General features: G+C 39.2%; 19 protein-coding genes. 14 read left to right on the top strand and 5 right to left on the bottom strand.

Going from position 1 to position 21699, the window contains the following annotated elements:
- Positions 1 to 5 precede the first annotated feature (5 nt).
- From ADIARSV_RS11765 to ADIARSV_RS11700, 14 genes are all read left to right on the top strand, one after another.
- Entirely contained in the window at positions 6 to 1409 is a 1404-nt protein-coding gene (locus tag ADIARSV_RS11765; RefSeq protein WP_016195748.1) for a nitrogenase component 1, read from the top strand.
- 24 nt (positions 1410 to 1433) lie between these two features.
- Positions 1434 to 2702, top strand: coding sequence for a nitrogenase cofactor biosynthesis protein NifB (gene nifB / locus ADIARSV_RS11760; protein ID WP_016195747.1), 1269 nt, complete (start codon positions 1434 to 1436; stop codon positions 2700 to 2702).
- 28 nt (positions 2703 to 2730) lie between these two features.
- Positions 2731 to 3036, top strand: coding sequence for a (2Fe-2S) ferredoxin domain-containing protein (locus tag ADIARSV_RS11755; RefSeq protein ID WP_016195746.1), 306 nt, complete (start codon positions 2731 to 2733; stop codon positions 3034 to 3036).
- A gap of 10 nt (positions 3037 to 3046) precedes the next feature.
- Positions 3047 to 4198 carry a homocitrate synthase/isopropylmalate synthase family protein gene (locus ADIARSV_RS11750; RefSeq protein WP_016195745.1) on the top strand — a complete coding sequence of 384 codons (1152 nt, stop codon included), beginning with the start codon at positions 3047 to 3049 and terminating at the stop codon, positions 4196 to 4198.
- A gap of 11 nt (positions 4199 to 4209) precedes the next feature.
- Complete coding sequence (locus ADIARSV_RS11745; RefSeq protein ID WP_016195744.1) at positions 4210 to 4608, top strand: hypothetical protein; 399 nt, start codon at positions 4210 to 4212, stop codon at positions 4606 to 4608.
- Between the two features lie 215 nt (positions 4609 to 4823).
- Entirely contained in the window at positions 4824 to 6410 is a 1587-nt protein-coding gene (locus tag ADIARSV_RS11740; protein WP_016195743.1) for a sigma-54 interaction domain-containing protein, read from the top strand.
- A complete protein-coding gene (nifJ, locus tag ADIARSV_RS11735; RefSeq protein WP_016195742.1) occupies positions 6403 to 9924 on the top strand; it encodes a pyruvate:ferredoxin (flavodoxin) oxidoreductase in 3522 nt (1173 codons plus the stop codon). The genes ADIARSV_RS11740 and nifJ overlap by 8 nt, the downstream gene beginning before the upstream one ends.
- Before the next feature lie 9 nt (positions 9925 to 9933).
- Positions 9934 to 12030: a HEPN domain-containing protein gene (locus ADIARSV_RS11730; RefSeq protein WP_016195741.1), complete on the top strand. Its 2097-nt coding sequence runs from the start codon at positions 9934 to 9936 to the stop codon at positions 12028 to 12030.
- 155 nt (positions 12031 to 12185) lie between these two features.
- A complete protein-coding gene (locus ADIARSV_RS11725) occupies positions 12186 to 12398 on the top strand; it encodes a TOBE domain-containing protein (RefSeq protein ID WP_016195740.1) in 213 nt (70 codons plus the stop codon).
- Positions 12399 to 12402: 4 nt separating this feature from the next.
- Positions 12403 to 12735, top strand: coding sequence for a winged helix-turn-helix domain-containing protein (locus ADIARSV_RS11720; RefSeq protein ID WP_016195739.1), 333 nt, complete (start codon positions 12403 to 12405; stop codon positions 12733 to 12735).
- A 65-nt stretch (positions 12736 to 12800) separates the two neighbouring features.
- A complete protein-coding gene (locus tag ADIARSV_RS11715; protein ID WP_083936573.1) occupies positions 12801 to 14072 on the top strand; it encodes an alginate export family protein in 1272 nt (423 codons plus the stop codon).
- A 32-nt stretch (positions 14073 to 14104) separates the two neighbouring features.
- Positions 14105 to 14836: a molybdate ABC transporter substrate-binding protein gene (gene modA / locus ADIARSV_RS11710; RefSeq protein ID WP_016195737.1), complete on the top strand. Its 732-nt coding sequence runs from the start codon at positions 14105 to 14107 to the stop codon at positions 14834 to 14836.
- A gap of 38 nt (positions 14837 to 14874) precedes the next feature.
- Positions 14875 to 15555: a molybdate ABC transporter permease subunit gene (gene modB, locus ADIARSV_RS11705; protein WP_016195736.1), complete on the top strand. Its 681-nt coding sequence runs from the start codon at positions 14875 to 14877 to the stop codon at positions 15553 to 15555.
- On the top strand, positions 15540 to 16244 hold the full coding sequence (locus ADIARSV_RS11700; RefSeq protein ID WP_016195735.1) for an ABC transporter ATP-binding protein: 705 nt from the start codon (positions 15540 to 15542) through the stop codon (positions 16242 to 16244). Before modB ends, ADIARSV_RS11700 begins: the two co-directional genes overlap by 16 nt.
- Positions 16245 to 16267: 23 nt before the next feature.
- Here the strand turns inward: ADIARSV_RS11700 and ADIARSV_RS11695 are convergent, their stop codons facing one another.
- The 5 genes from ADIARSV_RS11695 to ADIARSV_RS11675 all read right to left on the bottom strand — a co-directional run bounded on the left by ADIARSV_RS11695 (position 16268) and on the right by ADIARSV_RS11675 (position 21593).
- A complete protein-coding gene (locus ADIARSV_RS11695; protein ID WP_016195734.1) occupies positions 16268 to 17461 on the bottom strand; it encodes a glycosyltransferase family 4 protein in 1194 nt (397 codons plus the stop codon).
- The gene (locus tag ADIARSV_RS11690) at positions 17442 to 18455 is read right to left on the bottom strand and encodes a lysylphosphatidylglycerol synthase transmembrane domain-containing protein (RefSeq protein WP_016195733.1); all 1014 of its coding nucleotides are present in this window, start codon (positions 18453 to 18455) and stop codon (positions 17442 to 17444) included. Before ADIARSV_RS11690 ends, ADIARSV_RS11695 begins: the two co-directional genes overlap by 20 nt.
- Positions 18456 to 18464: 9 nt before the next feature.
- Positions 18465 to 19634 carry a glycosyltransferase family 4 protein gene (locus ADIARSV_RS11685; protein WP_016195732.1) on the bottom strand — a complete coding sequence of 390 codons (1170 nt, stop codon included), beginning with the start codon at positions 19632 to 19634 and terminating at the stop codon, positions 18465 to 18467.
- Positions 19635 to 19770: 136 nt separating this feature from the next.
- The gene (locus ADIARSV_RS11680; protein ID WP_016195731.1) at positions 19771 to 20760 is read right to left on the bottom strand and encodes an alpha/beta hydrolase; all 990 of its coding nucleotides are present in this window, start codon (positions 20758 to 20760) and stop codon (positions 19771 to 19773) included.
- Complete coding sequence (locus ADIARSV_RS11675; RefSeq protein ID WP_235048411.1) at positions 20757 to 21593, bottom strand: glycerophosphodiester phosphodiesterase; 837 nt, start codon at positions 21591 to 21593, stop codon at positions 20757 to 20759. The genes ADIARSV_RS11680 and ADIARSV_RS11675 overlap by 4 nt, the downstream gene beginning before the upstream one ends.
- Positions 21594 to 21699 lie beyond the last annotated feature (106 nt).

The raw sequence follows: 21699 nt of genomic DNA, 5'->3' as shown, positions 1-21699 counted from the left end.
TTAATATGGATATAGCAGTAAAAGAAGGTCCGGAAAGTTTTTCTTCTCTACGAAATGCCTGTAAACTTTGTTCGCCATTAGGGGCAAGTGTGGTTTTTAAGGGCATAGAGGGGTGTATTCCAATGATTCATGGTTCTCAGGGATGTGCTACTTACATCAGGCGTTATCTGATCAGCCATTACAAAGAACCTGTGGATATTGCTTCCTCTAATTTCAGTGAAGAAACGACCATTTTTGGGGGACATAAAAACTTCAATAACGGATTAGATAATATCATTAAACAATATCATCCTGGGGTTATTGGGATTTCCTCAGCTTGTCTCAGTGAAACAATCGGGGAAGATATTAATATGTTGATTAAAGAATACGAGGCATCTAATAAGGATACTGATTTGCCTGTATTGATTCATGCATCCACACCTGGTTATCAGGGAACGCATATAGACGGATTTCATGATACGGTTACCGCATCAGTAGCTGTTCTTGCTGAAGAAAACCAGAGTGGTACGCATATTAATATCTTTCCCGGATTTGTTTCTCCCGAAGATATCAGACACTTGAAAGATATTCTGGATAGTTTCGGATTTGACTATGTGCTGTTTCCCGATTATTCAGATTCATTAGATAACCCAAATTGGAGTGAATACCATCTTATTCCTCCGGGAGGAACGCCTGTTGCTGATTTAAGACGTACAGGATCGGCTTCTGCTTCTATAGAATTCGGATATGTTCTGAATGAAGGAACTACAAATAGCCGCATAAAAAAAAATAAGCAGTCATTTACTGCCGCTAAATGGTTAGAGAAAAATAGAAATGTTTCCGCAAACCGCCTTGGCTTACCCATTGGGATCAGGGAGACGGATCGCTTTTTTGAATTGCTTAAAAAGCTTTCAGGAAAAGAAACAGACCGGAAATATACCATGGAACGAGGGCGGTTGATTGACTCCTATGTGGATGGACATAAGTATCTCTTTGGTAAAAGAGCAATTGTTTATGGAGACGAAGATCTGGTGATCGGTACGGTGTTGTTCTTATTAGAGATTGGAATAGAACCCGTACTGATTGCATCAGGTGGTGTAGGTGAGAGCCTTAAGCCTATTCTGGATCGCCTTACTGAAGGGAAAACAAAAGATATACCGGTGATGAACAATATGGATTTCGAGTCTATAAACGAGAAATCAGATGCCCTAAAGCCTGATATTTTAATAGGTAGCAGCAAGGGGTATTACGTTGCCAGGAGGTTGGGGATTCCTATAGTTCGGACAGGTTTTCCGGTGCATGATCGTTTTGGGGCCCAACGGTTACAACATGTTGGATACAAGGGAACCCAGCAACTTTTTGATCGGATAGTAAATGCTTTGATTGAGCATAAACAGGAAGATTCGGCAGTTGGATATAAATATATGTAGTGTTAAAATTTAGATAAAAAACTTATGGTAGAAAAACCGACAGCTGCGGCGCATCCATGTTTTGATGTAAAAGCTCGGCATACACATGCCCGTGTACATTTACCGGTAGCACCAAAGTGTAATATCAGTTGCAATTACTGCAATAGAAAATATGATTGTGTAAATGAAAGCAGGCCGGGAGTTTGTTCTGCTTTGCTTTCTCCTTATCAGGCGGTTGAATATCTGAAGGAACTTGATACGCATATTGAAAAGCTTTCCGTAATTGGGATAGCCGGTCCTGGTGATCCTTTTGCAAATCCGGAGGAAACATTGGAAACCATGCGGTTGGCAAAGGCTCAGTTTCCGGATAAGATCTTCTGTCTTTCTACCAATGGGCTGAATCTAAAGCCTTATATAGATGAATTGGCTCTCCTAAATGTAACGCATGTAACCATCACTATTAATGCGGTTGACCCTGATATTGGCAGTAGTATTTATGCCTGGATCAGACATGAGAAAAAGATTTACAGAGGAAGAGCAGCTGCAGAAATTATTATAAAAAATCAACTGGAATGCATTCCCCTGCTTAAAGCGAAAGGTATTACGGTAAAAATAAATTCTGTTATTCTTCCGGGAGTGAATGACCATCATATTGAAGAAGTAGCTAAAATGGTTGCTTCGCTGGGTGCTGATGTGATGAATTGTATTCCTGTGTTGCCAACAAAGGACACTGCTTTTGAAGATATTGATAAACCTTCGGGTCCATTGATGAAGGAAGTAAGGAAGGTAGCTAAGAAGCATCTTGGGTTGATGACTCATTGTTCCCGGTGTCGTGCTGATGCTGCTGGTTTATTGGGTCACGATTTTACTGAAGCCTACGGTATGTTGCGTGAATACGCTATGCGGCCCTTGAAGTCTACAGACGACAGGCCTTATGCAGCAGTTGGAACCAGGGAAGGTGCATTAGTGAATATGCATCTGGGGGAAGCGGAGTCGCTTTATATTTTTAAACAAACGCCTAGTGGGTTCCAGTTTATTGAGGAGCGGGTTACCCCTCCTGCAGGGTGTGGAGATAGTCGCTGGAAGGATCTGGCTGATTCACTTGCTGACTGCAGAGCTATTCTGGTGGAGGGAGTAGGTGCTAAACCTTTGAAAATTCTTCAGCATGCAGGGATCAGAGTAATTCAAATGTCCGGCATTATAGATGAAGGACTTGAAGGGGTGTATTATAATAAAGAGGTAAAGGCAGTTAAAATGCCTGATGCATTTAAGTGTGGCGATAGCTGCAGGGGAGATGCACAGGGATGTGCTTAAGTAGAAATATAAATTAAACTATCATAAGATGAAAAAGCCAGAATTCCATATTCTTTTATGCAATTCATACCGTCTAGCCGGTGATGCTAAAGGAGTTTGTAACAAGAAAAATGCGCCAGCTATTATTCAGTATATGATTTCGGAGGCTTCGGACAGGGGAATGGATGTGACGGTATCGACTACGGGTTGTCTGAATGTTTGTGCCCAGGGGCCGGTAATGGTGATTCATCCCTGTAATTACTGGTATGGTGCGGTGGATGAAAATGCAGTAGATGAGATTCTGGATGCGCTGGAAGAGGGTAAGTCAGTAGCGAAATATTTAATATCTGATTAAACTGGTTGCAATGGGGAATGATAGAGGGATTTTTAATACGCTTTTAATCGATACGACCTTACGTGACGGGGAGCAGGCACCAGGAGTAGTGTTCGATTTGAATGATAAGATTCGGATTGCCTGTTTGCTGGAGCAAGCGGGGATCAAAGAAGTGGAATTAGGGACGCCTGTGATGGGAAGCCGTGAAGTGAATGACATCAAAACTATTGTGGAGTTGGGATTGAACTTCAGGTCTACTGCATGGTGCAGGGCAAACAGGTTAGATCTGGACGCCGCTTTGAAAACAGGGGTCAATAGTGTTAATATTTCCTTTCCTGTTTCTCCGATTCTCTTAAAAGCATTAGGGAAAAACTACCATTGGGTGATTGAGAACTTGCGTGATCTGGTTCGTTATGCATCAGATCATTTCGAATATATTGCAATAGGTGCTCAGGATGCTTCAAGGGCTGAGTTCTCATTCTTGTCCTATTTTCTTGCTGAAGCAAATCGAGTTGGTGCGAGCAGGTTACGTATTGCGGATACGGTAGGTTTGCTTACTCCGCTATCAACCATGGAGCTTTTTACTAAAGTACGCAAGATCCTGCCTGATGTATCATTGGAATTTCATGGGCATAATGACCTGGGAATGGCTACAGCTAATACCTTAACGGCACTGCAAACTGGTGCAGATGCAGCAAGTCTGACCGTAAATGGTTTAGGCGAAAGGGCAGGAAATGCTGCTTTGGAAGAGCTTGTTATGGCTTTGGATTTAGGGGGTAAAATGGAGCATGGCATTCATACCGAGGTTCTAAATGAACTATGTATGGAAGTGAGTAAAGCTTCGGGAATTCCAATACATGATCATAAGGCGATTACTGGAAGTAAGGTGTTGAGCCATGAGTCTGGAATTCATACGAGTTGTTTGCTGGCCAATCGGGAAACGTATCAGATTATTGATCCTGAAAAGATAGGCAGACCACAGGGTGAGTTTGTTTTTGGAAAACACTCTGGAACTGCGGCATTAATATCTTTTTTAAATAGTAAGGCAATAGCCATTAATAAGGCAGAATCAGTTTCCTTACTACATGTCATCAAAGAGATGTCCTGTCGGTTGAAGCGATCGCTCTCTCAACTGGAAGTTCAGAACCTGTATCTGAATAAAGAATATGTAATTAACAGCTAAAATATATAATTATGAGTGGTGAAACAGTAACTAACAGCTTTTTAAAGGAAGCAAATGACTACTATAAAGTTTCGGTAGGTGGATTAAACAGAAGGAATATTTTTACAAATGAAATTCTGTATAACACTATTTCGCTGTCGATAGAAAAATACATTATGGGCTTCTTTGTTTCCAGAAAGGAGATGCTGCAATGTCATACTTTAAATGGTATGATTAGTGAATTGAAGCGGTATATGCCTGTGGAAGATAACCTGGTGAGTCAAATCAGGTATTTTGATAATATGCAACAAATCTGTTCTTTGGCGACCTATAATAAGAATATGATTGCGGATGATGATATTTCTAATATGATTGATGTTTTGCATAAAATAAAAGGCATGATTCTGTCTAATTTAGATCAAAAGAATTAAATATTGTGATAGTGTCTGCTATTGTAGGTTTAAATTATAAAAAATGCAATAATTATTAAATTTTACTATTAAAAACTTATAAAAATCTAGTTTTTATTGATGGAAGTCATTTTTTATGGGCAGATAATGAATTAAATTTAAAGTATAAGATCGAATTGTCTGTTTTTGTCGAGTTTATTCGAGCTTAAAGTTTAAATAGTTTAAAATACCCCTATATGTTATCATGTTGTGTGAGAAATGGCCGAGATTGTTACGGACAATCTGAACTTCCTTTGCTTTTTGGCATTAGTACCCTATTAAATGGAAGTGTAGATATTAAAGATGTTCTTTATCCCATTTTAGAGCTAATGAACAAGTATATCAGCGCGAAACGTAGTATGATTACCATTTTGAATCGTGACCAGTCCACTATTTACATAGAAGATGGATATGGGATTACTGCAGCAGCCAAAGCAAAAGGGGTATATCGGATTGGAGAAGGCATTACAGGGTTGGTGGTGAAAACGGGTTGCTCCATTACTATTCCTGATATATCAAAAGAAAGTCGCTTTTTAAATAAAACAGGTTACGACCTGATGAAAAATCGTGGTGTTTCTTTTATCTGTGTGCCCATTAAAGTAGATGAACAATCGGTGGGTACGATCAGTATTTTTCGTTTAAAGAATGATCATTTTTCGGTTGTTCAGGATGTGGAAACTTTAAGTATAGTGGGCTCTCTTATTGCCCAGGCGGTAAAGGTAAGGCAGGATCAACTGGAAGAATTGGTCAGGCTGAAGAGTGAAAATCAGAAGTTAAGTATCGAATTAAAAGGCTTTAAACGACCTGCAAATATCATTGGAAGTTCAAGAAGAATGCAGGAGGTTTATCAGCTTGTGAGTACAGTGGCTCCTACAAACGCGACCGTTTTGATCAGAGGCGAGAGTGGAGTCGGGAAAGAACTTATTGCAGAGGCGATCCATTATGCGAGCAACCGTGCTAATATGCCTTTTATCAAAGTAAACTGTTCTGCTTTGCCGGAGAATTTGATAGAAAGTGAACTCTTTGGACATGAAAAAGGCTCTTTTACAGGGGCTGCCAGTCAGCGGAAAGGACGGTTTGAACTAGCTGATCACGGAACGATCTTTCTGGATGAAATTGGCGATTTGCCTACCATTATACAGGTAAAACTGTTGAGAGTGATTCAACAAAGGGAATTTGATAGAGTAGGGGGTACAAAAACGATTAAAACAGATGTACGCATTATTGCGGCTACGAATAGGAATCTGGAGGAGTTGATCAAACAGAACCTGTTTCGCGAAGATTTATATTATCGCATTAATGTGTTTCCGATGCATATTCCTTCTTTGAGGGAGCGGAAGACGGATATCACTACCCTGGCAGATCACTTTATAGAGAAATTCAATAATATGAATAATGCGTCTGTAAAACGGATCTCCAGTGATGCCATTGATTTATTGATGATTTATAGCTGGCCGGGTAATATCCGTGAGCTGGAGAATTGTATTGAACGCGCCTGCATATTGAGTGTAAGCGGCGTAATTAACTCAGAAAACTTACCACCAACACTTCAAACAGCGGAATCCTCACATACAGAACGAAAGGGGCCATTGCTGAATGTCTTGGATGGTGTAGAAAAACAAATGATTATTGATACCCTGACCAGTACCCGTGGCAACATTGTTAAAGCGGCTGAAATTATGGGGATTACGGAACGGATAATAGGTTTAAGGATAAAGAAATATAGCATCAGTACAAGAATATATAAAGGTTTGAGAAATCAGAAAAACAACGAAAATGAGTAAAACAAAGATCATTGACGGTAACCAGGCTGCCGCCCACATAGCATATAAAACAAGTGAAGTTTGTGCTATTTATCCAATAACACCTTCTTCGGCAATGGGGGAATGGGCGGAAGAATGGAGCAGTGATGATAAGTTAAATATTTATGGGGAGGTTCCCTCTGTAACCGTGATGCAAAGTGAGGGAGGTGCTGCGGGAGCTGTTCATGGTGCACTGCAAGCGGGTGTTTTGTCTTCTACCTTTACTTGTTCTCAAGGACTGTTATTGATGATCCCGAATATGTATAAGATAGCAGGTGAATTGTCGCCTACTGTTTTTCATATTGCTGCAAGGGCATTGGCGACTCATGCGCTTTCTATTTTTGGTGATCATAGTGATGTTATGGCTGTGCGTTCTACTGGTTTTGCGATGCTGTTTGGCAGCAATCCACAGGAAGCACATGATATGGCCATGATTGCTACTTCTGCTTCGCTGAGTTCTTCGGTTCCTTTTATGAATATCTTCGATGGTTTTCGTACTTCTCATGAATTGAATTCTGTTGAAATTATACCCGATGAAACGATCATGGAAATGATCTCTGATGAGGATGTGGCCCGTCACCGGAATAAAGGACTAAACCCGGCAGCTCCTGTCATCAGGGGAACTACACAAAATCCGGATGTCTATTTTCAGAGTAGGGAAGCGTGTAATTCCTATTATTTGGAGGTTCCCTCTAAGGTTGAGGCTGCCATGGTAAAGCTTTCGGAATCGACAGGGAGAGCGTATAAATTGTTCGATTTTTATGGTGATCCTGAAGCTGAACAAGTGATCATTATTATGGGTTCCGGTGCTGGTGCAGTATACGAAACGGTTGATTACCTGAACCAAACAGGTGAAAAAACAGGATGTCTGCAGATCCATCTTTACCGTCCTTTCTCGATTGCTCATTTCGTTCAGTCACTGCCTGTTAGTGTAAAATCTATTGCTGTGCTGGACCGTTGTAAAGAGCCCGGATCTATTGGAGAACCACTTTATATGGATGTTATTTCTGCTTTGCATGAAGGTTGGAGCGGTAAAATGCCTACAGTAATAAGAGGCCGGTATGGCTTAGGTTCTAAAGAATTCAATCCTGGAATGGTAAAAGCCATTTTTGAAGAATTGAAAAAAGAGGTTCCACAGAAAAGTTTTACGATAGGCATTCTGGATGATATTACACATCTTAGTTTAGCGTACGACAAAGAGTTTTCGCTTGAAAAACATTTATTCAGAGGCTTGTTTTACGGATTGGGTGCCGATGGAACAGTGAGTGCAAATAAAAATACCATTAAGATTATTGGAGAAGTGACCGATCATGCCGTTCAGGGATACTTTGTTTATGATTCAAAGAAATCAGGTTCTTTAACCGTATCCCATCTTAGGTTTAGTGCTGAACAAATTCGCTCGTCCTACCTGATTAATTCTGCAAACTTCATTGCCTGTCATCAGTTTACGCATGTTCATAAATATGATCTCTTACAGACTGCAGAAAAAGGAGCCACATTTCTATTAAATGCTCCTTATTCAAAGGAGGAGGTGTGGGACACGTTGCCGAAGATCATTCAGGACGACATTATTAACAAACAACTTAAGTTTTATGTTGTAAATGCTTCTAAAGTTGCCAGGGAAACTGGAATGGGCTCACGCATAAATGGGATCCTTCAGACTTGCTTTTTTGCTATTTCAGGCGTCATTCCTCAGGAAGAAGCGATTGGACATATCAAGGCATCGATTAAGAAAACGTATGGTAGAAAGGGAGAGGCCATTTTAGAGAAAAATTATAATGCGGTAGATAAAACGCTTGAAAATTTGTTCCAGGTGGATTACTCCGGATATATAGCCGGTAATAAAGGCTTTGATACCCCTGACTTTACCGGGGCTTCAGACTTTGTTCAACAGGTATTGTCGAAAATTATATCAGGTGATGGGGAAGAAATTCCTGTGAGTGCTTTACCTGCCGATGGTACTTTTCCAACGGGTACAACCTGCTATGAGAAGCGAAATGTTACGGAAAAGGTGCCTGTATGGAATACGCCTTCATGTACCCAATGTGGTAAATGTTTTATAATTTGTCCGCATGCCGCTATTCGTCCAAAAGTGTACGACAAGGCCTTACTGGAGAATGCACCGGAATCTTTTAAATATACCAGTCCTATGGGCAGGGAGTTTTCAAAAGATAATGAGGTGTATTCGATTCAGGTTGCTGTAGAGGATTGTACAGGATGTAATCTTTGCGTGGAGGTCTGTCCGGTAACTGATAAATTATATCCGGGTTCCAAGGCTTTAAAAATGGAAGAGGTACTGCCTATCAAGGAAGTTGAAAAAGTAAACTGGAAATTCTTTCTTTCTATTCCCGAAATTGACCGTACCCGGATTAGTCACAGTACAGTGCGCACCTCTCAATTATTGCAACCTTTATTTGAGTTTTCCGGTGCATGCAGTGGTTGTGGTGAAACGCCTTATCTTAAATTATTAACCCAGTTATTTGGAAGCAGAATGATCGTGGCAAATGCAACAGGTTGTTCATCTATTTACGGAGGTAATCTTCCTACAACGCCATGGACAAAGAATTGCAGTGGTCATGGACCTGCTTGGGCAAATTCACTCTTTGAAGATAATGCAGAGTTTGGTTTGGGGATTAAACTGGCCACGGATAAAAAGCAGGATTACGCATTTTCTTTATTGAAATTATTAGAAAAAGAGGTTGGTTCCGAACTATCCGAAAGTATTCTTTTAAACCCACAGGAAACGGAATCAGATTTTGTTAATCAACAAAAATATGTCGGGAAGCTCAAGGAACTGTTAGCTGGTAACGATAGTAAGTCTGCAAAATTGTTACTTCCGCTAACCGACTTTCTTGAAAATAAATCCATCTGGATCATTGGTGGTGACGGTTGGGCGTATGATATTGATTTTGGTGGAATAGATCATGTTTTATCAACCGGACAGAATGTGAATATCATGGTAATGGATACGGAAGTGTATTCCAATACAGGTGGTCAGAAGTCTAAATCCACTCCTATTGGTGCCAGTGCTAAATTTGCCACAAAAGGAAAGACAACCGGTAAAAAAGATCTTGCTATGCAGGCTATTGCCCATGGAACGGCTTATGTTGCAGAAATTGCAATTGGTGCAAATGATGCACATGCACTAAAAACAATTATTGAGGCAGAAGCATATCCTGGACCATCATTAATCATTGCTTATAGTCACTGTATTTCCCATGGATATGATATTCAAAAGGCGCTTGTGCAACAGTCCCAGGCAGTTAAAACTGGTTATTGGCCACTGTTCAGATATAATCCTTTAAATGAAAAAGGGGAGCGTTTTATGCTTGATTGTCGTGAACCTAGCGTTCCTTTAGAAGACTTTTTATATAAAGAAAATAGATTCGCTACGATAAAAAATAATTTCCCTGAAAAGGCAGATGAATTTCTAGCTTTGGCGAAAGAAGGTTTGCAACAAAGATGGGAGCGTATTGAAGCCCTGAAGTTACTATAGTTTATAATCATGAATGAAAGTCACCCTAATACAGTAGAATCTATAAAGTCTCAAGAGGATATTGACGAGTTAAAAGAAGCGATATCCGCCTTTAAAAAGGGCGATTTATCAGAAGATCAGTTTCGGAGTATGCGTACTCTTAAAGGTGTATACAGTCAAAGGCAAGCGGGTGGACAAATGGTACGAATAAAGCTTCCGTTTGGAAGAGTAACTTTTCGTCAAATGCTTTTACTTGCTGATATATCTGAAACGTATTCGGATGGCTTAATTCATTTTACTACGCGACAGGACATTCAGATCTATAATGTTAGCTTGGAACGAATTCCTGAACTATGGAACAAACTTGAAACGGTAGATATTACATTAAGGGGTTCAGGTGGAAACTCTGTCAGAAATGTTACCGCAACCGCTTTAGCAGGGATAGATCCTAAAGAGCCATTTGATGTTTCGCCATACGCATACATCGTTTTTAAATACTTTCTACATAACCCGGTTTGTCAGGAAATGGGGAGGAAAATTAAAATCTCCTTTTCTTCCAGTGAAGAGGATACCGGTTTATCTTTCATTCATGATCTGGGATTCCTGCCTCGCTTAAGGCAATTGGATGGTGTAGAGCAAAGAGGATTTAAGGTGCTTATTGGAGGGGGACTTGGAGCCCAACCTCTATTGGCACAGGAAATAAAGGACTTTCTTCCTGAAGATCAATTGATTCCTTTTATTGAATCCGTGTTACGTGTGTTTAACTCATACGGCGAGCGAAAGAATAAAAATCGTTCCAGACTGAAGTATTTCGTTCGTGAAATAGGATTAAAAGAGATGTTGGTTCTTATTGAACAGCAAATAATGGCTCTCCCTGTAAAATCACTTTGCGTTGATCGGAATTGTATTCCCTTGTCCGGCTTACACCAGCACCTGAATGAGAAAACAAAATTTATTCCGGATACAAAGTATAATTCTTGGTTCAAGACAAATGTGTTCGAGCAAAAGCAGGGTGGTTGCTATGGAATTTATATAAAGCTTCAGCCTGGTGGTGATATTAAATCAGACAAACTGAGGAAATTAGTTTCTTATGTTAAAAACAGAGTTGCTGATGATATCCGAGTAACCGGGAATCAGAACCTGGTATTAAGATTCGTAAAGAAGGAAGATCTGACTACTCTTTTTGCCAAATTAAATGAGCTAGGTTTAGCTGAGTCAGGTGCCGGTAGTCTTTTAGATCTGATGTCTTGCCGAGGAAGCAAAACATGTAATCTAGCTATTTCAAATAGTCTTGGATTGGCTCAGGTACTGGAAGACTTATTTATAATAGAGTATAAAGATTTAATGCACCATACCGATATCAAAGTTAAGATCAGTGGTTGCATGAACTCCTGTGGACATCATGCGATTGCTTCTATTGGATTGCATGGAAGTTCATTAAGGGCAGATAATAAAGTTCTTCCAGCTGTACAGATTCTTATTGGTGGGGGTATATTAGGAAATGGCGAGGGACGTTTTGCCGATAAAATTATAAAGATCCCTGTACGCCGTGCACCAGATGCCTTACGACTTATCTTAAATCATTATAGAGAAAATGTTGGTTTAAATGAATCTTTCTTTGACTATTATGACCGGTATAACAAAGGAGTTTATTATACGCTATTAAAGCCGCTGTCTGATCTGTCAAACTTAACACATCTGGATTTTATTGACTGGGGATATAAGGAAACATATAAAACAGCTATTGGCACGGGAGAGTGTGCCGGTGAGACAGTAGACCTCACCTATATACTGTTGCAGCAGGCTTACGATAAAATTGATAAAGCAAAAAATACTTTTGATGCAGGTCTATATGCTGATTCTATTCATCATGCCTATACCTCCCTGATTAATACAGCAAAAGCTTTATTACTGACTAAGGGTATTTCAAGTAGTAGTCAGCATAATATGATCTCAGATTTTGATACGCATTTTGCTCTTAATGAAGACTTCTCTAACTACGAAACCTTTAAAGACCTGGTTCAGCAGATCAATCAAAATGAACCCGAAGAAGGGTTTGCGGAAAGATACCTGGAAGATGCGATCTCTTTCGTTCAAAATCATGACCTTATTACAAATGGTAATTAATAAACAAATTAGCTACATAAATGTATTAAGTAATCTATTTCCTACCTGGAGGTATCTTTTATAATTAGCAATAAGTTAATAAGGAACTGATAAGTAGGCGTTTACGTTTATGGCATAAGGTTTGTCTTATAGTTAAAACAAAACGTATCATATATATGAAGTTAAGTGCAAGAAATCAATTAAAAGGAAAGGTCCTTAAAGTTGAAGAAGGATTAATAACAGCGAAAATTACACTTGACTTAGGAAACGGAAATGTTATCACTGCTATCATTTCCAAGGATGCAATCGCCGATCTTAACCTTAAGGCAGATGACATGGCATATGCAATTATCAAATCTACAGAGGTCATTATCGCTATAGACGAATAGATATATGATTGAAGTAGAATGCCGTATTTTTATTAAAAAAGACAAACAGATTTACCTTGATCAAACTAAGATCAACCTGTTACTGCATATTCAACAAAATGGAAGTCTTCGATCAGCAGCAAAAATCATGGGAATCTCGTATCAGCATGCATGGAATTTGATTAACGATATGAATACTGTCGCCGTCGAACCACTAATCATTAAACAACGGGGTGGAACAAGTGGAGGAGGAGCAACGCTTACTTCCTCTGGCCTTAGAGTTTTGAATGAATATCAACAGATCGAAAAACAAGTAAACGTATTTGTGAAGCAAATTAATGCTGAAATAAATATGTGATTTTTTTTACCTATCGTTATCTCTTTAAGTTTATATCGAATTATATATTTTAAATCCTATCACGAATGAAGTTACACTTTACTTTCTTTTGCACTCTTTTTATGCTTTTTTTTTCGGTCCCTTCAAAAGGGCAGGATATTCTTATTGATGGAGAATTCAGACCCAGATTTGAATACAGAAATGGCTTCAAGTCACCATTAGCCGATTCATTAAAACCGGTAGGCATTGGACTTCAGCGTACCCGTCTGGGTGCTAATTATAAAAGCAACGCGATCATTGCTCAATTCACTATGCAAGATAGCCGGATTTATGGGGCAACGGATCTTAAACAGACGGCAAGCTTAGGGATTTATGAAGCCTATGCGGAGTTATTATTAATGCAGGGCCTTTCAGTGAAGGTTGGAAGGCAGGGTCTTCAATACGAAGATGGCCGGCTGTTTAGTACTGCACCATGGAGCAATACAGGCAATGCGCACGATCTGGCTATGTTAAAATATAACAACAGCAGCTTTCAAGCAAATCTTGCTTTTGGCTATGGCAATAAAAATGATATTTTAAGTGAGTCTGTGTATGATGTAAGTGGCATGTATAAAGACATCTCCATTTTATGGATGAAAAAAACAATCTTGAACGGCTTAAATCTTTCCCTGCTAGGCACGCAAGAGGGATTTCAGGAGGGAACCACTGCAGCACTGCTGAAAAATCTATACCATCGGAACACAATAGGCGGTACGTTAGAATTAAAAAATGACTCCATACCACTTAGTTTTTTATTGACGGCCTATACTCAATCGGGGAAAAGCAGTGTTTCCACAAATCTGGATGCCTACCTTTTGGCTTTTAGAGTCAATAATAAGTTCAGCAGTTCCTTCGGGTTATCACTAGGTACAGATTATTACTCCGGTACATCACCTGAAACAGCCAGTACTGAAAATCATACCTTCAATAAATTATACGGAGTAAACCACTTATTTAACGGGTTTATGGAATATTGGGCTACCTTACCTAAAGGAGGCTTGATCGATTATCTGGCTATAGTATCCTATCCCGGTAAAAGTAAATTATCTGCTGATCTAACCTTGCATCATTTCTTACTGGCTAAACAAATGATCGTGGACAAACTGCAAGTGAAACGTAATATTGGTTCCGAACTGGATCTGGTATTCAACTATAAATTAACTAAAGAAGCAGCCATTCAGTTAGGTTATTGTTCCTATTTTACTACGGATGGAACCAGAACCCTAAAAAAGGCCAGTCAGGATAGTCACTCGCCTCAATATGCTTACCTGATGTTCACCATTAAACCACAGTTTTTCGAAACACCTGAAGTCAAATAATTAATGCCTCAACACCTTTATAAAAATCAAAAATGAAAAAAATATTTTTAGGCCTGCTTGTTTTGTTTTCTTTACACACAACAGCTCAAACCATTAAAGTGGCCGCCGCCGCTAATCTTCGCTATATCCTTGAGGAGATCAAGACCAACTATCAAAAGTTGAATCCGAAAACGCATCTGGTATTAACTATTGGGTCATCGGGTACTTTATATCAGCAAATTATAAACGGGGCATCTTATGATGTTTTCATGGCCGCTGATAAAATATTTCCTGAAAAACTTAAAGCACAGGGTGCCGTTATTGGTGAGGTTAAAACTTATGCCTATGGTAAATTGGCAATATGGAGCAATTCAGTTGACGTTAAAAGCATGAATAAACTCCTATCTGAATCCGTAAAACACATTGCAGTAGCAAAACCAGACTTAGCTCCCTATGGAGAAAGGGCAATTCAATGTCTTAAATACTATCATTTATATGACCGGGTAAAAGATAAATTAGTATTCGCTGATAATATCTCACAGGCTGCTCAGTTTGCACAAACCGGAAATGCAGAGGTTGGTATCCTTGCACTTTCTTTGGTAAAAACCCCTGAAATGAAGGGTAGTTACATCATACCTGATCCTAAAAGTTACAAACCTGTTGAACAGGCTATGGTATTGGTTAAAGGTTTTCAATACAATCCCGGGGCAGCAAAATTTATGAAGTTTGTTATGAGTGCAGCCTGCAAACCTATATTTGAAAAATATGGATATATTGTACCTTAATCTGCAAAAATTAAAAGCTACTTATTCAAAACGTTCTAATGGATATCGATTTTCTAATCACACTTTGGATCACTTTAAAATTAGCCTTGCTGACCACTTTGATTCTTGTTCTGCTGGGGATACCTGTTGCCTATGGTTTAGCCTACACCAAGTTTAAGGCTAAACCACTCGTAGAAGCGCTGATTAGTATGCCAATGGTTTTGCCCCCTTCCGTAGTGGGCTATTATATGCTTCTGGTGTACAGTCCCCGCAATGCCTTTGGTGCATGGCTTGCCCAGACTATGGATATCAGACTTGCCTTTTCTTTTCCAGGGATCCTTATAGCCTCTGTTCTGTTCAGCCTGCCTTTTATGGTGCAGCCGCTCCTGAGTGGGTTGCGTTCATTGCCCGATAGTTTGTCTGAAGCTTCCTATACGCTTGGTAAGTCGAAAACCACCACATTCTTCCGCGTTCTACTGCCTAATGTCAAGTCATCCTTTATAACCGCAATTGCCCTAACTTTTGCACATTGTATTGGTGAGTTTGGTATCGTGCTGATGGTTGGAGGAAACATTCCAGGCGAAACACGGGTAGCCTCCATAGCTATCTACGATGAAGTTCAAGCCTTAAACTTTGCCCTTGCCGATCAATATGCTATTATCCTATTTGGGATCTCTTTCGTGCTCCTTGCTGTAATTTATAGTGTCAATAGAAAAAATGATCAATGGAAAATCCTGTAATATATATTGATATCGAAAAAGAGCTAATCACTCCCAGTGGTAAAATGAACCTGATATTCAAGTCAGAGATTGCTAGTGGAGAACTTCTTGCTTTGTTTGGCGCATCAGGCGAAGGCAAAACTACTTTACTGCGAATGTTGGCAGGACTCACTAAACCTGATAAGGGGATTATTAAATATGGCGAGAAGGTCTGGTTTGATTCTGATAAAGGGATCCATGTCGCTGCTCAAAATCGGAATATAGGTTTCATGTTCCAGGATTATGCCTTGTTCCCAAACATGACCATAGAGGGAAATATTCGCTTTGCGCAGACTATTCCGGATGAAGAAATGGTTGATCAGCTTCTGGAGCTCTTTGGTTTAACCGGTTTCCGAAAGCAGAAGCCTGATAAATTATCAGGGGGACAAAAACAGCGCGTTGCTCTTGCCCGTGCCCTTGCCCGAAAACCTGATATATTATTGCTTGATGAGCCCTTTTCTTCCCTTGATTACAAAATGCGTCTTTCTATACAAAAGGAGATTAAAAAGGCATACCAGTTTAAGCAGACGACCATGATCATTGTAAGTCACGACCCTGCGGAGATCTTACGTTTGGCAGAACGGATCATCTGTATTGAAGATGGGGCGATTGTACGGACAGGCACTCCTAAAGAAGTTTTTGCCGATTATGAAATAATTACTTTTGAGTAATTAATAGGTAAAAAACAAGTCGATCATAATGTAGTATCCGTATACTGTCTTTGCTCTGTTATTAGCTTTTTGAAAAATGACAGGTAGTGATCTGTCATTTTTTTCCAGTTAAATTGCTGTTTTGTATAATTAATTATATCAGCACGGTTCATTTTTTTAGGTTCATTTATGAGTTGATTTAAAGCATCAATCCATGCATTTGCATCTTGAGTAGGCAAAAGAATACCATTTTTTCCTGGGTGTACAGCATCTGTTATTCCCTCTATTCCAGAAGCGATTACTTTGGTGCCACACATTGAAGCTTCCAGGCCAACAAGACCGAATCCTTCCATATCCCCTTTAATATAGATATTAGGCATAATCAAAGCTTCTGCAATGCCAAGAATATTAATGATGTCGGTAAAAGGTAATTTCCCTAAATTTTTAACTCTACCTGAAATAAGAGGATTTTTTATTAGTGTAATAACCGTTTGTCTGTCTGACGGATATCCCAGGAAAAGCTCCATTGGCTTTCGAATAAATGAAGGTATATTTTTAAATAAGTAATTTTTGAAGTCAGTCTTTTCCTCAACAGAAGGTCCAATAAGTAATAGAATAAAGTCCTCATGCAACTTTGGTAGCACATTTTGTATAAACCAGGAAAACCCTTTCCGTTTAACAGGTCTTCCCATTGCTACCAATATTCTTTTATCTGTACAATCCAGGTGATATTTCTCTTTCATCATTATAGCAATATCGGCTCTTAAAAGAGATGGCTTTATGCTAGTATCAACTCCGTTATTAACAACCACTACTTTCCCTGGAGAAATACCTCTTAAAATACAAGCCTCAGCAGTAGCCCTGCTTACTGCGAAAATTAAATCAAAGCGGTTAAACTTCGGAAGTACAAAATGCTGATATATTCGGGAAGGGAAAACGATATCCAGACCATGCACGGTCATTGTTCGTTTAAGATGGGAATACCCCTTATGCGTTAAACTCCAGGCAGCTACTAAAGCATCATTAAAATGAATAATTGAGATCCCTTGGTTTTCTTTACAAAGCAGAATAATCCTCTGGTTAAGCTTTAAAAAGAAGCTCAGCCTGCTTTCCTTTCCTTCATACACGATACTGTGCACTTTTAAATAGGGCTTTAATCCATTAATTAGTTCAAAGCTCTGTTTCTCCATACCTCCTAAAGCGGGTGGGTATTTGTGACTAATAAACAGAATTTCCATTCAGTGTTTTTAAGTTTGAAAGCCTTATTCGGTACATAAACCAATAGATGATAAAGCCTATAACTATCCAGGTAAGTTGTCTTGAACGCCTTAATATGGAAGCCATAGTCCAAATTTCAACCCCCGTTATTCCTATTACAGCGAGCATGATCTTGTTGCCGAATTCTTCAATCCCAACTTGTCCGGGAATAAAGATCCCAGCGGCTTTGAAAAATATAACCCCCATATCCAATAACAAGGCTTGCACAATATGGATGTTTACCCCTAAAAATTGCAGTATAAGATAAAATTCAATACATCCAGCAATCCAGTGCAACAGCGCAAAAATTACTGCCAGAAATAGGGCATTTTTATGATCTTCAAAAAGATTTGAAATATCTTGCTTAAGCTCTGAAAATTTCAATCTTAGTTTTATTGTTCTCTCAAATACGACAATACCCAACCTGGTTCTGAGCAATATAATCGTAAACTTTCTTCTAAAAACAAATGAAGTAACCGCAATTAAGCAAAGAAGAATACCAGTTACTACTGCAAATTCCAGGCGAATAGGCGAGCTTATAATCGTTGAGTTGGTATACAGCAGAACGCTGAGAGCAAAGGAAAATAAAATGAGCTGTGTTCCAATCATAATAACTCTGGAAACCAATATGGAAGAAAGGATCGCTTTTTTTTCAATTCCATGCTCTTGTAAAAGATGAGCCTTCACCGTTTCGCCAACCAATATGCCTGCCGGGTTGAGTAAACTTGCCGTTTCACCCACATGGCGAATCAAAAATAATTTGACTAGCGAAATATCAACAGCCTGATCAGCCATACAGTACTTCCAACTTAAGGTACCCAAAACATACGCAATACCTGTAATGGCAATCAGATAGATAAATTTAAACCCAATTTTTTGTATTGAAGAGATGACGTATCCATAATCAATAGCATAGACAAAGATGACCAAAGAAACAATAACGCAAATCAGTATTAAAACCTTTATATACTTCATCGAAGAATCTTAAACAGCAACCTGCAGCGATTCCGCAGAAAGAAATTGTACATCTTCAAAATACGTTTGTGCCAGTTGTTCCCAGTTACACCCTTTGCTGTAAGTCAATCCCGCCTGTGAAAACTGCTTCCAAAGTGTTTTGTCATGCAGTAAAAGCTGTATTTTATCTATGTAATCCGCAGCGTTTTCAGCCTCGCATTTAAAGCCATTTACTCCGTCTTCAATGAAGTCTTTTGAACCACCCCCGTCTGCAATTACGCAAGGTAATCCCGATGCCATAGCCTCTAACACCACATTTCCAAAGGTTTCCGAAATGGAAGGGAAAAGAAAAATATCAGATGATGCATATAAAACAGCCAGGTCTTCATGACTCTTTTTACCAACAAAAAAAGCTTTAGGCATTCTTGCTCTGCAGGCATCTTCCGCTATACCATCTCCTGCAATTAAAAGGTTAATCTCTAGTTTCTTTTTAATCAATATATCATAAACACCAAATAGGGTCTCCAGGTTCTTTTCCCAGACTAACCTGCTTGCAAATAGTATAGTTGGAAATTTATTTCCTGTAATCTTCCTGATAAGAGGTAAGTCTTTTTTTACCGCTGAGAAAATAGAGGTATCAAACCCCCTTTTCCATATTTTTAAACGACTCTCCTCAATTCCCATCTCACCTAACTCAGCTGATATGCTTTCTGAAGGTACATAGGTTAAGTAACTTTGATTGTAGAATTTCCGTTGACTATCAGCAATCAGCGGTTTAATGGCACCTATTAGAAATGGGGCATGCTTGAAATAATAATCAATATAAGAGATAAAGTGGGTATGATAAATGGATATGATTGGAATGAATCGCCGACGCGCATATTTCATTGCAAAGTGACCCAATAGGGAAGGTGTAGCAATGTGTACTACATCAGGATTGAAATTTAATAGCTTTTCCTTAAGTCTGCTCTGCGCAAAAACAGGTAAAGCCATTTTATAAGTATGATTAACTGGCAGTGTAATAGTAGGAATCCGCATGCACTCAAATCCGTAAAGCTGATCAGGCCCTACTCCACAAATAAAAAGAAATTCAAAATTCTCTGGATTGATTCTTTTTATTAGTTGAAACATGGTACGTGATGCACCATCAAAATCTTCTATTAAAATCTCAGCAAAAAATGCCACCTTAATCCTTTTCATAATTAAACTTTGGATGGAAAGCTACCATCTTCTTGTTACTATAGAATGAAGAGAGAATTAAGTTTTCAGTCCATGCCTTTCCCTGTATCAATAAATGCGTCCAAGTTTTTTTAAAGGTGTAAATAAATTAAAAGAATCAATTAAGCTTCAATACTTCAACACCAAAACGTGCTGTTTCCCTTTCAACCGTCTTAATATCTTTCGATTTGATCCATGATCCGATTACATGGTTTCCGGCGTTTGGAATGGCTGCCTTCCGTTTTAAACGTACTGGCGAGCCAAGTTCATTAAACATATTAAGCATGGCATCAATCTTTACTACATTATCCTGATGGGCAGGATCTTTATAATAATAAAGAAGAAGAACCGGTTGCCGCACCTTTTTAAAAGTGGAAGGTAACATCGTCGTTTCAATAAGTTCCTGAAGCTGAACAGCAGCCTCAAGTCTGTAATAAGGATACCAGTACCTGCTGTATTCTTTTGTTTTTGTACGGGACCTTAAATAGTTGCCTCCTGCAATTTGTCTTGCAATCTGTAATCCCCATGGATTATTCAGCAACCAGGAATTGTCATTGTTGATCTCAATATTTGGTGATAACAGGATCAGACTGTTGATCTCAGGATAATCTGCAGCTAGTTTTAATGACAGTGTGCCCCCTGTAGAGGTGCTCATCAAAATTACTTTTTTACCAAGCTTTCTACCAATCGCATAAGCTTCCAAGGCAGATTGCCAAAGTCTTTCTGCGCTGAAATCAATCATTGGCTCTTTGGTGATTAATCCATGATCTGCCAGTCTTGATAGGTACAGGTTACAGTGAAACTTTTTTGCAAATGCACGATGTACAGGATTACCTTCCTCATGACTGGAGCCAAATCCATGTAGATAGACTACCGCATACTCCGTTTGGGTTTTAGCCGCAGAGTCTGCCCAAATAATTTCTGCTTCGTTTCCTGGTTTAATAGCTAATTTCCCTTCTTTCCCAGTAATGTATGCATGCAGATTCTTCAACTCCGGAACAGCAGGCAGCTGACTGGTATAAACAGGAGTCTTGGGATTAGGCCCGCAGAAATAAACAACGATCAGTAAAAGGATAACCGAAACAAGTACTTTTAATCCTGTTCTCAACGTGATTTGTTTTTGTGGATCAACAAATCCGGGTAGTCAGTAATAATGCCATCCACTCCCTTGTTGATCAAACCTTCAATAGCCGCCTGGGTATTAACTGTCCATGGAATAATTTTAATATCCTGTTTATGGCAATCCTTGATTGTTTTGTCGTTAACAAGTAGATAGTAAGGGCTGTATATGGTTGGTTTAAAGCTCAGCCTTTTCAGGTTAAGCTTAAAGCTTTCCTTATTCTCGACCAAAAGTGCTGTTTTAATTTCCGGATAATCACGGTGTACAATTTCCAGTGTTCGGGGATCAAAAGATTGAATGATCACTCTTTTTTCTATACCCTTACTCAATATGACAGGCATCAGCACTTTCATAAAAGCTTCTGGTTTCGGATGATAAATGTCATCCCCTTCTGCTGTTACCTTTGTTTCAATATTATAATAGGGATCCGGTAAATGAGCATGCTTTGCATAGGCCTCGGTTGAATCAATCAAATCGCTCAGTAAAGGTTTGTAGGCCACCATCTTTTCCTGCTTCGGAAACTTATCATTTCCTCTGCTTCCCACATCAAACTTCCGGATCTCTTCGTAGTTTAGCGCGTATATTTTTAAGCTTTTTGACTCTGCTGACGTAACGGCTTGTCCATCTGGTTTCGTTACGAAATCCGAAGACATAAAAGGATCATGTGACACAACCGCATGCATATCCTTACTAATAGCAATATCCATCTCCAGGGTAGTAACACCAAGATCCATTGCTTTTTTCATAGCCGGTATGGTGTTTTCAGGCATTAGTCCCCTGCATCCCCGATGTCCTTGAATGTCAATTTTTCCTTGTGCCATAGTAAAATAAGATATACACATCAACAAGGTAACCAGAATTAGGTATTGAATCTTAATAAGAATATTTTTTTTGATCACCATGTCATTTATTGTTAATTGATTGCCT

Source organism: Arcticibacter svalbardensis MN12-7 (assembly GCF_000403135.1).
GTDB lineage: Bacteria > Bacteroidota > Bacteroidia > Sphingobacteriales > Sphingobacteriaceae > Arcticibacter > Arcticibacter svalbardensis.
Note: the sequence above shows the minus strand (reverse complement) of the source record. Positions and strands in the feature narration are given on the sequence as shown.